Genomic DNA, 13,774 nt, shown 5'->3' with positions numbered 1-13,774 from the left:
AGCTGACCACGAGACAAGAGCGGTGCGGATTAGAAGCGTGTCGTATAGCCTGCCTGGCGACACGCTTCGCGGGGTTGATGCACCGCCAGGGCACGAGGCGAAACTTGGCGCCACGACCACTCGAAGCCGAAGACGGAAAGGCTGATCATGCCGTTACTGCAATGCACCAGCACGTCGATGACATGACCGCGCTTGACGAACCCTTGCGGCCCCCGGTCGAGCCGTCGCCAGTCGATGGGCTCACCAGTGAAATCGATATAAGGGGGTTCGTAACCGCCCCGCGTCTCGTCGAAGCTGCGTACGTCGGCAATGACTCCTGTCAGAAGAACGAGCAGCATCAATGCCCCGAACAGTGCCATTGCCTTGAGCGTGATCGTTTTCATGCTTTCCCCCCTCCGCTTGAGATAACGCCCCCTTCCAGCAGGGTATCGGCCACGTTGCGCCGAGGGCTTGGCCAGGCTGCGGATTCGGCAACACCCACACGAAACGCGAAGGTAGGACGGCATCGCTCACCCGGCAACAGCGCTTCCAGGTCCCTGCGGGCCGCAGGGTCCCCGCCCAGTTCGGCTTCCCGATCGACCCGTTCGACCGGCTGGTTCAGCGGTTGCATGGCTAACCCCTGCGTCGTGGCCCAAAGATGCATGCGCTGCCAGGTACGCCCCGCTGCCAGTGTCTGCTCGATGTCGTAAAGTTCGTCGACGAGGATCAGGCCCAAGGCCGGTGCCGTGGGTACCTGCACCTTCTCTGTAGCATCGAGCCAATAGCGATGATTCGTCTCGGCATCGGGACGCGGCAGTATCTTGGCCAGCGCCGTCATCACTGGGGAAAGCCCGGCAGCATCCAACGTCGGCCCATCGCGATACTTTTCGATGTCTCTCCGGGAGTGGCGAAACCAACGCTCGCTGTCGGCCACCATGACATGATCGTCGATGATGGCGCGGGTGGCCCGGACCACCACAGACCCGAAACGCTCCCTCTCCTCTCGTTCCTCAAACAGGTGAATGCCGACCCGCTCATCTTCTGCTTGCGCCAGCAGGCCGCTGCGCTGTGCTGCTTCGAGCCGGATGTCGCGGTACGGCCCGCGCTGTGTGTGTCGTCGCTCGATGAACTCGAAGAGAGGATTCCGAGTGATCTTCGCCGCCTCGAGCTTCAGCTCGGCCACCAGCGCCATGCCGTCGCTTGGCTGCGCTAGCTGCAGCTCACCGGGAACCACGGTGAGCGATGCCGCGTAGCCGTTCGGCCCAGCAGCTTGCATCATGTTTTCCAGCACACAGCCCAGCCCCAAGTACATTTCACGGCGGAAAGGATCAAAGCTGCCCAAGTGTCGGCTTCGGTCCGCATACAAAGCGATGCGGTCCTCGGTCACGCGAAACGCCCAAGGCTGGGTGTTATGAGGGTTGGCGGCCAGTATGCCGGCCTTGACCAGCGCCAGAGGCGTCCCTTCGGACTCTCGCCAGTCATACCATGGCGTGTAGGCATCCCCCCTCGCGCGTCGGAATACGCCCTGCTCGGTCGAACGCCAGATACCGCCTCCGGCCAACACCAGGGTGATGGCTCCCGCCCCACCCAGAAATTGCCTTCTGTTCATCGTCACTCACTCTCCTGCCGGCCGGCTTCATCCGGCACGGCATGCCCTGCGAATGGCATCGCCCACCTCGGCCCACCCCACTTCGGTGTCCAGTGCGATACCGCCATACACTTTTCCACGCCGCGCCCGGATCAGGAGATACTGGAAACCGGCCACCAGCAGGCTTGCCAGCGCCAGCAACGACCGGTCCTCAGGTTCGGCGTCAGCGAAAAGATCCTTCAGAATCTCGCGGCTCCATGCTTCCCGCCGTTCGGCCAGCATGGCCGTCAGTGGGCTTTGCTGGACGGTTTCCCAGGCCAATATCTCGATGGTTTGCGGTCTCTGTCGAAGTGCATCGAGCAATCCCAGAAGTACCGCCTCGATACGCTCCTCCTTCGGTAGCGCACGGATGACTTCTTCCTCCTGGCCCAACACCTCCTCGCGACTGGGCCAGAACGCCTGGCTCTTGCCATACGCTTCCATCAGCTCGGGCAGGCCACCGAAGTAGCGATAAATCAATACCTTGTCGACGCCCGCGATACGCGCCACGGCGTTGACCCCAAGCCCCTGGAAGCCCTCCTCGGAAAGCGCCATGCCGACCGCCTCGATCAGCCGCTGTCTGGTCTGCTCTTTGTCCCGCCCCATCGTGTCTCCTGTTTCAATCTGCCTTTATTCCGTGTAGAGCCATGACACAAGTCACCATTCAGTGACTTTATATGTCACCACTCAGTGACACGTCAAGTAAATTGTCTCGAAGACACTGCCTCCGCGTCATGGGGGTCATAATCGATGATGCGCTAGTAATGGAACGCCGCTGTTAGGTCGTCGAGTCGAGAAGCCTCCAGCGTACCCTCACGTACAGGAGATGCACGAGCGCATTCCAGTCCAGATCCAGGCGGAACCGCTGGGCAACGGCACGAGTCGGGCAAGGTTGGTCAGCCTTTGACGTCTCGTCGCCCTTATACGGCCCATTGCGCCGGCCCATCCCGTGCGCCATCTTCTACAGGAGTCTACAGGAAGCATTCCAAACGCGAGGGTCCCCCATGAAGTACCTCTGTCTCGCCTATGAGGAAGAGCGAATATTCAGCGAAATGACGGAAGCCCAGTGGCATGAGCTACTACAGGAAACCCTGGATTATGTGGCCGACCTGCAGAGACGAGGCAAGCTGGTCCAGACCAACGCCTTGCAGAGCGCCACCAAGGCTCACACTCTGAGAATTCGTGATGACGAACTCATCATGACCGATGGGCCCTTTGCCGAGACCAAGGAGCAGCTAGGCGGCTTCTTCCTGATCGAGGTCGCGTCAGAAGAGGAAGCCCTGGAGATTGCTGCCGGCTGGCCGTCAGCGCGACTTGGCACCATCGAGGTGAGGCCCGTCGAGGAGGAATTGAGACCCGAAAGCCGCTACTGAGCGGGTTACCCTCCAGCCGCTGGGCGACGGCACCAGCCGGGCGTGGTTGGTGAGTGTCTAGCAGCCCGAAAGACGTCGATAGGCGATCTGCCTCGGCTATGCTGCATGATTCAAGGAGTCTTTGAAGGGAGGCATCATGCAGGCTTTTGCGTTGCACGGCATGCGTTACCTGGGCCTGACACTGCTGTTGGGGCTGGCGGGTCAGGCATTGGCAGCCGAAGTGAACTGGCCGCGCATGACCGAGTCGGCAGACGGTGTGCCGATTGCCTATGAGGTGCAGGGCAACGGCGAGCCCACGCTCGTGTTCATCCACGGCTGGAGCTGCGACGGGCGCTACTGGCGCGGACAGGTGCCGCACTTCTCGCAGCAGCATCGGGTGGTAACGATCGATCTCGCCGGTCACGGACATTCCGGCCTGGAGCGCGAAGACTTCACCATGCCGGCCTTCGGCGAGGACGTGAAGGCGGTGCTGGAGGACCTGGACGTGGAACAGGCCATCCTCATCGGGCACTCCATGGGTGGGTCGGTCGCCGTGGAAGCGGCACGCCTGATGCCGGAGCGCGTCATCGGCATCGTGGGCGTCGATACCTTCCACCATGTCGCACCGCAAATGACCCAGTCCGATCTCGAGCAAATGCTGGCACCAATGCAGGAAAATTTTACCGATGCCGCGCACCATTTCACGGCTACGATGTTCGTCGAAGAGACCGATGCCACGCTACGCGATTGGGTCATACGGGACATGGCAGCCGCTGTACCGGAAGTTGCCCTCAGTGCTTTCGAGGACATGGGAACACGCCACATCGATGGGGAAGCGGCGCAGCACTTCCAAGAACTGACCGTGCCGGTAGTCGCCGTCAATGCCGACCTGTGGCCGACCGATATCGAAGCCAACCGGCAGTTGCTGCCCGAGTTCGACGCCGTGATCATGGAAGGCACCGACCATTTCCTGCACATGGCCAAGCCTGCGGAGTTCAACCGGGAGCTGGAGCGGATAATCGGCACGGCACCATGACAGCCGAGGGTGGCAGCAGCTCTCTCGCTGGCGAGATGTGGACTGGCATTGACCCATACGCGCAAGCCGGAAAGAGCCACGCGCATCCACGCCTTATCTTACTTTGCGGCCGAAACTAAAATAAGCAGGCGGCTTATTTTAGGAACCGAAGATAGTCAGCCAAGCAACTACGATACGAAAAAAGCGCCCCGTTGCCGGGGCGCTGCTGTCACGTCTTGCTTCTCGACTGGATCACGCCAGGTCGAAGCGATCCGCGTTCATCACCTTGTTCCAGGAGGCGACGAAGTCCTGAACGAACTTATCCTTGGCATCGTCCTGGGCGTAGACCTCAGCGATGGCGCGCAGCTGGGAGTTGGAGCCGAACACCAGGTCGACCCGGGTGCCGGTCCACTTCACTTCACCGCTCTTGCGGTCGCGACCCTCGAACACGTCGGCATCCGCCGAGGCCGGCTGCCACACCGTACCCATGTCGACCAGATTGACGAAGAAGTCGTTGGTCAGGGTGCCGGGACGATGGGTGAACACGCCGTGACGTGAGTTGCCGTAGTTGGCCTCGAGCACACGCAGGCCGCCGACCAGCACGGTCATCTCCGGCGCGCTGAGTCCCAGCAGCTGGGCCTTGTCGATCAGCATTTCCTCGTCGGAGACGGTGAAGCGGGCGCGGCGGTAGTTACGGAAGCCATCAGCCTCGGGGCGCAGCCACTCGAAGGAGTCAGCATCGGTCTGAGCTTCGCTGGCATCGGTGCGCCCTGGTGTAAAGGGCACCTCAATGGCGTGGCCGGCATCCCGGGCGGCCTTCTCGATGGCGGCGGCACCGCCCAGCACGATCAGGTCGGCCAGCGAAACCCGCTTGCTGGACTGCATCGCGTTGAAGTCGTCCTGGATGATCTCCAGCGTCTTGAGCACCTTGGCCAACTGCTCGGGCTGGTTGGCTTCCCACTCCTTCTGGGGTGCCAGGCGAATGCGGGCGCCGTTTGCCCCACCGCGCATGTCGGAACCACGGTAAGTGGACGCCGACGACCAGGCGGTATAGACCAGCTCGGCCACGGTGAGGCCTGAACCGAGGATCTTGCTCTTGAGGTTGGCGATGTCCTGGGCGTCGACCAGCTCGTGATCCACGGCAGGCACCGGATCCTGCCAGATCAGCTCTTCGGCCGGCACTTCCGGGCCGAGATAGCGCGCCTTGGGCCCCATGTCGCGGTGGGTCAGCTTGAACCAGGCGCGGGCAAAGGCGTCGGCGAACTCTTCGGGATTGTTGTGGAAGTGCTCGGAGATCCTGCGGTATTCCGGGTCCTCGCGCATGGCCATATCGCCAGTGGACATCATGATGCCGACGCGCTTGGTTGCGTCTTCGGCATCCGGTGCCATGTGCTTCTCGGCGAGATTCTTCGGCACCCACTGCTTGGCTCCCGCCGGACTGGTGGTGAGCTCCCACTCATTGCCGAACAACACGTCGAAGTAGCTCATGTCCCACTGGGTCGGCGTCGGGGTCCAGGCGCCCTCGAGGCCACTGGTGATGGTGTCGCGGCCCTTGCCGCTCTTGTGGCGGCTCTTCCAGCCAAAGCCCATCTCCTCCATGGGCGCAGCCTCCGGCTCGGGGCCAACGTTGACCGGGTCACCGGCGCCGTGTGCCTTGCCGAAGGTGTGGCCGCCGGCGGTCAGGGCCACCGTCTCGTAGTCGTTCATTGCCATGCGGCCGAAGGTTTCGCGAATGTCCCTGGCCGAGGCCAGCGGATCGGGATTGCCGTCCGGACCTTCCGGGTTGACGTAGATAAGGCCCATCTGCACCGCGGCCAGCGGGTTCTCCAGCTCGCGTTCACCGGAATAGCGGCTCTTGGCATGGCCGCTGTCGGCCAGCCACTTGTCCTCGGCGCCCCAGTAGATGTCCTCTTCCGGCTGGTAGACGTCCTCACGCCCGCCAGCGAAGCCAAAGGTCTTGAAGCCCATGGATTCCAAGGCGACGTTGCCCGCCAGGATGTACAGGTCGGCCCAGGAGAGCTTGTTGCCGTACTTCTGCTTGATCGGCCACAGCAGGCGCCGCGCCTTGTCCAGGTTGCCGTTGTCGGGCCAGCTGTTGAGCGGCGCGAAGCGCTGGGTGCCGGTACCGGCGCCACCACGGCCGTCGCCCACCCGGTAGCTGCCGGCGCTGTGCCAGGCCATGCGGATGAACAGCGGTCCGTAATGGCCATAATCCGCCGGCCACCACTCCTGGGAGTCGGTCATCAGCGCTTCGAGGTCTTGCTTGACGGCGGGAAGATCGAGGGACTTGAACGCCTCGGCGTAGTCGAACGCCTCGCCCAACGGGTTGGACTTCGGCGCATGCTGGTGAAGCATGTTCAGATTGAGCTGGTTGGGCCACCAGTCCTGATTGGAGTTTCCGGTATCTCCGCGCTTGGTGCGTGACCCATGCATGACGGGGCATTTGCCTGCGCTGCTGTCGACGTTCTGATCCATGACGCTCTCCCTTCGGTGACGTGTTGTCGTGCAATGTGGCTGTCGCGTGAAAATAGGTATATCAGCGAAACCGAAAGAGAGAGACTTGATTTTCCACACCGCGGCAATAGTTAATTACAATGACATCACCAAATTCGATTGAGCCGGACTTTCGCCCATGCCAAGCCTGAGGCCGACGCAGGCGTGTTAGGCTAGAGATAATGACAATCAGGAGTGCAACATGACCGCCGCCGAGATGCTCGAGCGCCTGGTGGGCTTTGCCACCGTTTCGCGCGATTCCAACCTGGACCTGATCGCCTTCGTCGAGGGCTACCTCGACGAACACGGCGTAAAGCACTGGCGGGTGGAAAGCGACGACGGCAAGAAGGCCAACCTACTGGCCCGCATCGGGCCGGACGTGGAAGGCGGCGTGGTGCTTTCGGGCCACACCGACGTGGTGCCGGTCGATGGCCAGCCGTGGTCGACCGATCCCTTCACGCTGGTCGACAAGGGCGACGGCCGGCTCTACGGCCGCGGCACCTGCGACATGAAGGGTTTCATCGCCTGCGCCCTGGCCGAACTGCCCGAATGGCTGGCGGCTGGCCTGGACAAGCCGATCTACCTGGCCCTTTCCTACGACGAGGAGGTCGGCTGCATCGGCGCGCCGCGCATGATCGAGCGGCTGATGGCCGACCATCCCCGCCCCGCGGCAGTGATCGTCGGCGAGCCGACGATGATGCAGCCGGTGGTGGCGCATAAGGGCGCCACCAACCTGCGTACCACCGTGACCGGCCGCGCCTCGCATTCGAGCCAGGTCGACCAGGGCGTCTCGGCGATCCACGTGGCGGCGCGGCTAGTGACCAGGATCGAGGACGTGATGGCCGAACTGCGCGCCGAAGGGCGCGTCGACGAGGCCTTCAACGTCGCCCACTCCAGCCTGCACGTGGGCAAGATCGCCGGCGGCACCGCCATCAACATCATGGCCCGCGAGTGCACCTTCGAGTGGGAGATCCGCCACCTGCCCAGCGACCGCTTCGAGGATCTGATCGCCCGGGTGAACGCCTACGCCGCGGAACTCGAGGCCGAGATGCAGCGCCGCGCGCCCGAGACGAGCATCGTCACCGAGGCGCTCAACGTCACCGTGCCGGCGCTCGCCGACGACAACAATGCCGAGGTGCTCGGCCTGTGCCGCGAGCTACTCGGCGAGCAGCCCAGCGGCGCGGTGGCCTACGCCACCGAGGCCGGGCAGTTCCAGCGCGTGGGGCTGCCCACCGTGATCTGCGGCCCCGGCAGCATTCGCCAGGCGCATCAGCCCGACGAGTACATCGAGATCGAGCAGCTCGCGGAAGGCACTCGCTTCATGCAGGCGTTGGGGCGGCGACTGGCCAGCCGTTAACCGCGAAAGCCGGGCTCGGCGAGCCCCGTCACGCCGGTTTTCATCTGCAGCAAGCTACCGGCCAGGGGCCAGCGCGCCTTGCCCCCGGCGTCGAGGTGCTGGGTAGCGGTAGTGATGTAGAGCGTGCGCAGGTCGGCCCCGCCGAAGGCCACCATGGTCGGGTGCGGGCACGGCACCGGGTGCTCCGCCACCAGCTCGCCCTCGGGCGAGAAGCGCACCACGCGGCCGCCGTCGTAGAGTGCGCTCCAGTAGCACCCTTCGCTGTCCACCGCCGCGCCGTCAGGTACGCCGGGCAAGCCCAGCGTTTCCAGGTCGACCCAGGTCTCCCCCTCCCCCAGCGTGCCGCTGTCGACGTCGAAGGGGTAGCGCAGGATGCATCGGGTCAGCGAGTCGGTATGGTAGAGCCAGCGCCGGTCGGGGCTGAAGGCCAGGCCGTTGGAGATGCCGATGCCCGTCAGCCGCCGGGTCAGCTCGCCCCGGTCGAGGCAGTAGAGCGCCGCGCTGGGGTTCGATTCGTCGGCATCGATGGTGCCTGCCCACAGCCGCCCGGCGGCGTCGCAGCGGCCGTCGTTGAAGCGGTTGCCCTGCCCCGCCTGCCGCTCTTTCTTCCACTCAGGATTGGCCGCCAGCCACTCGGGCTCGCCGCTCGCGGGCAGGCGCAGGATGCCCGAGGCGGTAGCGACCACCAGCCCCGCTTCGTCGAGTGCCACGCAGCCCACCTTCTCGTCCAGCTCGATGCGTGTCGGCGCCCCACCCTGCTGCGGGCGCCAGGCGTAGACATGGCCATTGTTGATATCGGTCCAATACAGCGTCTGCCGCTCCACCGACCACACCGGGCTCTCGCCCAGGCTCATGTCGAGCGCGACCGCCACTTCGATGCCGCTCTCTTGCATGCTTGCTCCTTTCATCTTCCGGCGTTCCTTGGCCTCAATGATTGTCCCGCGGTGGGCTCCGGCGTGCCACGTCGCGGTACTTGGCGGCGCCTGCCAGCGTCATGCCACGGTCGAGCGGCTCCACCAGGGTCCGCTGGATCTCCTGCCACGGCGTCTGGTGGGCAGGATAGCGATAGCCGCCCTGGCTCTGCAGACGCTCACGGCGCACCTGTATCTCGGCGTCGTCAACCAGCAGGCGCACCTCGCCGCGATTCAGGTCGACGCGCAGGCGGTCGCCGTCCTCGAGCAGTGCCAACCCACCGCCGGTGGCCGCCTCGGGCGAGGCATTGAGGATCGACGGTGAACCGGAGGTGCCCGACTGGCGGCCGTCGCCCAGGCACGGCAGCGACTCGATGCCGCGCTTGATCAGCGCCTCGGGCGGCTGCATGTTGACCACCTCGGCACCACCGGGGTGGCCCACCGGGCCGGCCCCGCGCATCACCAGGATGGTGTGTTCGTCGATCTCGAGCGCCGGGTCGTCGATGCGCGCGTGGTAGTCTTCCGAGCCGTCGAACACCACCACCTTGCCCTCGAAGGCGTTGGGATCGTCCGGGTTGGAGAGAAAGCGCGCGCGGAAGTCGGCGGAGATTACGCTGGTCTTCATCAGCGCCGAGTCGAACAGGTTGCCCTTGAGGTTGAGGAAGCCGGCCTGCTCGACCAGCGGATTGTCGTAGCGGCGGATCACCTCGGGGTCGCGGGTCTCGCAGCCCGCCACGTTGTCGGCCAGCGTGCGGCCGTTGACGGTGAGTACTTCACCGTGGAGCTTGCCGGCGCCGAGCAGCTCGCAGACCACCGCCGGCACGCCGCCGGCGCGGTAAAACTCCTCGGAGAGATAGGCCCCGGCAGGCATCACGTTGGCCAGCAGCGGGACGGCGTGCCCCAGCGCCTGCCAGTCGTCGTTGCTCAGCTCGATGCCCGAGTGGCGGGCGATGGCATTGATGTGGATCGGCGCGTTGGAGGAGCCGCCCAGCGCCGAACACACCACGATGGCGTTCTCGAACGCCTCGCGGGTGAGGATGTCGCTGGGCCGCAGGTCCTCCCACACCATGTCGACGATTCGCGCGCCGGTGTCGTAGGCCACCATCGAACGCTCCTTGTAGGGCGCCGGGATCATCGCCGAGCCGGGCAGGCTCATGCCCAGCGCCTCGGCCATGGAGTTCATGGTCGAAGCGGTGCCCATGGTGTTGCAGTGCCCCACCGAGGGCGCCGAATCGGTGGCCCGGGCGAGGAACTCGGCGTAGTCGATGTCGCCCGCCGCCAGCCGCTTGCGCAGCTCCCAGATGATGGTGCCGGAGCCGACCCGGTCCGGCCCGCGCCAGCCATTGAGCATCGGCCCGCCCGAGAGCACGATGGCGGGAATGTTGACCGTGGCGGCGGCCATCAGGCTCGCCGGGGTGGTCTTGTCGCAACCGGTGGTAAGCACCACACCGTCGAGCGGGTAACCGTGCAGCACCTCGACCAGGCCCAGGTAGGCCAGGTTGCGGTCGAGCGCGGCGGTGGGCCGCCGCGCGTTCTCGTGGATCGGGTGCAAGGGGAACTCGAACGGCACCCCGCCGGCGGCACGAATGCCGTCCTTGACCCGCTTCACCAGCTCGATGTGGTGGCGGTTGCACGGCGTCAGGTCGGAGCCCGACTGGCAGATGCCGATGATCGGCTTGCCGCTGGCGAGCTCCTCCAGGGTGATGCCGTAGTTCATGTAGCGCTCGATGCACAGCGCCGTGGTGCCCGGGTGGTCGGGGTTGTCGAACCACCAGCGCGAGCGCAACTGATCGGGCGTGATCTTGCGTTGGGTCATGATCTTCCCCTGAGTAAAGGTTCCCTCATAGTTTCCGCATCCGAACCGGCTATGGGAAACCCTCCAGACTTCCCACGGAGAGTCGTCAGCCCCTAGCCGAGGTATTGAAACATGAGAAGCGCCAGTGCTGGGTCAGCGTCTGTCCCGGCGTCAGCTCGACCAGCCCGTGGGCCAGCGGATCGGCGAAGTGATGGGCGTTCACGTCATGGGAAACCGGCTCGAAGCAGAAGAAATCCGCCTCCTCGCCAGGTGAGTAAACCAGGTAGCGCTCGACGGTTGGCATGCACTCCAGGTCAAGGCCCAACCCGCGAGCCGGCCAGGCGATGCGTGCCGATCCCTGCCAACCCGTAAAGAGATTGTCCACGCTCCCGGCCGGTAAAGAGCTGGCGACGCTGAACGACCACTCCTCGCCGGCCTCAAGCGGCCGCCAGCGGGTCGGGAGTTGGGCTTGGTTCACCTCCCAGACGCCCTGAGCGGGCGCTTCGATGGTGATATCGGCAGTGCGAACAAGCCATGGATGCAGCCCGATCCCGTAGGGCACCGGGCTCTCACCCAGGTGGGTCACCTCCAGCTCGATCGCCAGGTGGCTCCCCTGGAGGCGATAGCGCAGCTCCGCCCGGTAGTCGAACGGTGGCTGCCACACTGAGCGCAGCATGAGCACAAGCTCGCTCTTCGAAGCGCGCATGACCTCCCAGGACTGCTGCCAACCGTCACCGTGAATCGGCAACGGCTCGCCCGGCAGATTGGGTGCCAACGCATAATGGCGGCCTCGCCAGCGAAAACCGCCGTTGACGATGCGGTTCGACCAGGGTACCAGAGGGTACAGCCCCATGCTGTTGGGATCGCGGGACGACGTCCGGCCGGGGCGGAAAAGCGGCTCGGGGCCGTGCGGCATCAGGGCGTCGAAGCGCACCACGCTGCCGCCCAGCTCAGGCAGGACCTCCAGGGAGAGCCGGTCATTGCTCAGCCGCACGCTCATTGCCACACCCCCTCAGAAAGTCACCCAGGTACCACCCGACTGCGAAGATTCCAGTGCCCGGGTGATGAACTGCAGGCCATCGACACCATCGCCAACCCCCGGCGTGCCCAGGGCCAGGGCGTCTGCCGAACGGCCGGCCTGGCGGGCACGGATCCGCTCGGCAAAATCACCGTAGAGCTGGGCGAAGGCCTCGAGGTACCCCTCCGGATGCCCTGGCGGTATGCGCGCCGCGGCCAGCGCCGCCTCGCCCAGGCCAGGGCCGTTGCGCGTCAGGATGCGCGAAGGCTCGCCCAGGGGGGAATGCAGCAGCCGATTGGGCTCCTCCTGGCACCACTCGAGGCCGCCACGGCTGCCATAGACCCGCAGCCGCAGGCCGTTCTCGTTGCCCGGCACCACCTGGCTCGACCACAGCATGCCCCGCGCACCGCCCCTGAAGCGCAGCATCATGTGCACGTTGTCGTCCAGCGCGCGCCCCTCGACGAAGGTGTGCAGGTCCGCCGCCAGCGACTCGAGCTCGAGCCCGGTGACGAAGCGCGCCAGGTGATAGGCATGGGTGCCGATGTCGCCCAGGCAGCCGGCCGGCCCGCTGCGCTGCGGGTCGGTGCGCCACTCGGCCTGTTTCACGCCGCTCTCCTCCAGGCGGGTGGACAGCCAATCCTGGGGGTATTCGACCTGCACCACCCTGAGTTCGCCCAGCTCACCGGCGGCGACCATGTCGCGGGCCTGACGCACCAATGGGTAGCCGGAGTAGTTGTGGGTCAGGCCAAAGAACAGCCCGCTACGCTCGACCAGAGCGGCCAGCGTCTGGGCATCCTCCAGGGTGGTGGTCATCGGCTTGTCGCAGATCACATGGATGCCGGCTTCGAGAAAGGTGCGCGCCACGTCGAAGTGCAGGTGATTGGGGGTGACGATGGCAACCACGTCGATACCGTCCTGGCGTAGGCGCTCGGCTTCGGCCATGGTGCGGTAGTCGGGATAGGCGCGCTCTTCGGCCACATGCAGCTCGGCAGCCGCCGCACGGCTGCGCTCGGGATCGGAGGCAAAAGCGCCCGCTACCAGTTCATAGTGGTCGTCGAGCCTGGCGGCGATGCGATGCACGCCGCCGATGAAGGCCCCCTGGCCGCCGCCGACCATGCCCAGGCGCAGCCGGCGGGACGTCTCGTGAAGTTGGCTCATGTCGTTTCTTCCTTCAGTCGAGGCCCAGCAGGCGGCGGTTGGTCGCCTCGTCGGCACCGCCATCGGCAAAGTCGTCGAAGGCCCGCTCGGTGACTTCGATGATATGGTCACGAATGAAGGCCGCGCCTTCACGTGCGCCAGCCTCGGGATGCTTGAGGCAACACTCCCACTCGAGCACCGCCCAGCCGTGGTAGTCGTTAGCCGCCATCCACGAAAAGAGATGCTTGAAGTCCACCTGACCGTCGCCCAGCGAACGGAAGCGGCCCGCGCGTTCGACCCAGCTCTGGTAGCCGGAGTAGACCCCCTGCATGGGGCTGGGAATGAACTCGGCATCCTTTACATGAAACATCTGGATGTGTTCACGATAGACATCCAGGAACCCGCGGTAATCGAGCTGCTGCAGGACCAGGTGGCTGGGGTCGTAAAGAATGTGGCAGCGCGGATGATGGCCCACCCGCTCCAGGAACATCTCGAAGGTGATGCCGTCATGCAGATCCTCACCGGGATGAATCTCGTAGCAGAGGTTCACCCCGGCCTCGTCGAACGCATCGAGGATGGGCCGCCAGCGCCTGGCCAGCTCGTCGAAGGCGGTATCGATCAGGCCAGCCGGGCGCTGTGGCCACGGGTAGACATAGGGCCAGGCCAGGGCGCCGGAAAAGGTACCGTGGTCGGTCAACCCCAGGTTGCGTGAGGCGCGTGCGGCAAGATGCAGCTGCTCCACCGCCCAGGCCTGGCGCGCCCGGGGGTTGCCCCTGACCTCTGGCACGGCAAAGCCATCGAACATCTCATCGTAGGCCGGATGTACGGCAACCAGTTGGCCCTGAAGGTGGGTGGAGAGTTCGGTCAGTGCCAGGCCGTGCTCTGCCAGCGTGCCCTTGATCTCGTCGCAATAAGTCTGGCTCTCGGCGGCACGCTTCAGGTCGATCAGGCGCGCATCCCAACTGGGAATCTGCACGCCTTCGTAGCCCAGTCCCGCTGCCCAGGCCGCGATGCTGTCGAGGCTGTCGAAGGGGGCGTCGTCTCCGGCGAATTGGGCAAGAAAGATCGCCGGCCCTTTGATGGTTTGCAT

12 protein-coding genes are annotated in these 13,774 nt (G+C 64.9%); 3 read left to right on the top strand and 9 right to left on the bottom strand.

Features of this window, described 5'->3' with window-relative positions:
* Nucleotides 1–29: 29 nt before the first annotated feature.
* The 3 genes from ACUY1T_RS19000 to ACUY1T_RS18990 are packed head-to-tail and all read right to left on the bottom strand — an operon-like array spanning nt 30 to nt 2,212.
* On the bottom strand, nt 30–383 hold the full coding sequence (locus tag ACUY1T_RS19000; protein ID WP_446025122.1) for a hypothetical protein: 354 nt from the start codon (nt 381–383) through the stop codon (nt 30–32).
* Nucleotides 380–1,588 carry an Acg family FMN-binding oxidoreductase gene (locus tag ACUY1T_RS18995; protein WP_446025121.1) on the bottom strand — a complete coding sequence of 403 codons (1,209 nt, stop codon included), beginning with the start codon at nt 1,586–1,588 and terminating at the stop codon, nt 380–382. Before ACUY1T_RS18995 ends, ACUY1T_RS19000 begins: the two co-directional genes overlap by 4 nt.
* A 27-nt stretch (nt 1,589–1,615) precedes the next feature.
* On the bottom strand, nt 1,616–2,212 hold the full coding sequence (locus tag ACUY1T_RS18990) for a TetR/AcrR family transcriptional regulator (RefSeq protein WP_446025120.1): 597 nt from the start codon (nt 2,210–2,212) through the stop codon (nt 1,616–1,618).
* Nucleotides 2,213–2,610: 398 nt separating this feature from the next.
* Here ACUY1T_RS18990 and ACUY1T_RS18985 point away from each other — a divergent pair, with 398 nt between their 5' ends.
* A complete protein-coding gene (locus ACUY1T_RS18985) occupies nt 2,611–2,979 on the top strand; it encodes a YciI family protein (protein ID WP_446025119.1) in 369 nt (122 codons plus the stop codon).
* Nucleotides 2,980–3,115: 136 nt separating this feature from the next.
* Nucleotides 3,116–3,994: an alpha/beta fold hydrolase gene (locus tag ACUY1T_RS18980; protein WP_446025118.1), complete on the top strand. Its 879-nt coding sequence runs from the start codon at nt 3,116–3,118 to the stop codon at nt 3,992–3,994.
* A 231-nt stretch (nt 3,995–4,225) separates the two neighbouring features.
* On the opposite strand, the gene katG is transcribed toward ACUY1T_RS18980, so the two are convergent.
* Nucleotides 4,226–6,448 (bottom strand): catalase/peroxidase HPI, encoded by a 2,223-nt coding sequence (gene katG / locus ACUY1T_RS18975; RefSeq protein WP_446025117.1) that lies wholly within the window; start codon nt 6,446–6,448, stop codon nt 4,226–4,228.
* A gap of 220 nt (nt 6,449–6,668) precedes the next feature.
* Here katG and argE point away from each other — a divergent pair, with 220 nt between their 5' ends.
* Entirely contained in the window at nt 6,669–7,823 is a 1,155-nt protein-coding gene (gene argE, locus ACUY1T_RS18970) for an acetylornithine deacetylase (protein WP_446025116.1), read from the top strand.
* Here argE and ACUY1T_RS18965 read toward each other — a convergent pair.
* The 5 genes from ACUY1T_RS18965 to ACUY1T_RS18945 all read right to left on the bottom strand — a co-directional run bounded on the left by ACUY1T_RS18965 (nt 7,820) and on the right by ACUY1T_RS18945 (nt 13,774).
* On the bottom strand, nt 7,820–8,716 hold the full coding sequence (locus ACUY1T_RS18965) for an SMP-30/gluconolactonase/LRE family protein (RefSeq protein WP_446025115.1): 897 nt from the start codon (nt 8,714–8,716) through the stop codon (nt 7,820–7,822). The two genes, argE and ACUY1T_RS18965, sit on opposite strands and share 4 nt — an antisense overlap.
* 34 nt (nt 8,717–8,750) lie before the next feature.
* Complete coding sequence (locus tag ACUY1T_RS18960; RefSeq protein WP_446025114.1) at nt 8,751–10,550, bottom strand: IlvD/Edd family dehydratase; 1,800 nt, start codon at nt 10,548–10,550, stop codon at nt 8,751–8,753.
* A gap of 85 nt (nt 10,551–10,635) precedes the next feature.
* Nucleotides 10,636–11,529 (bottom strand): aldose 1-epimerase, encoded by an 894-nt coding sequence (locus tag ACUY1T_RS18955; protein ID WP_446025113.1) that lies wholly within the window; start codon nt 11,527–11,529, stop codon nt 10,636–10,638.
* A gap of 12 nt (nt 11,530–11,541) precedes the next feature.
* Entirely contained in the window at nt 11,542–12,705 is a 1,164-nt protein-coding gene (locus tag ACUY1T_RS18950) for a Gfo/Idh/MocA family protein (RefSeq protein WP_446025112.1), read from the bottom strand.
* A gap of 13 nt (nt 12,706–12,718) precedes the next feature.
* Nucleotides 12,719–13,774 carry a sugar phosphate isomerase/epimerase family protein gene (locus ACUY1T_RS18945; protein WP_446025111.1) on the bottom strand — a complete coding sequence of 352 codons (1,056 nt, stop codon included), beginning with the start codon at nt 13,772–13,774 and terminating at the stop codon, nt 12,719–12,721.

It is taken from the genome of Billgrantia sp. Q4P2 (assembly GCF_052806135.1).
This window is presented reverse-complemented; position numbering and strand designations above follow the sequence as displayed.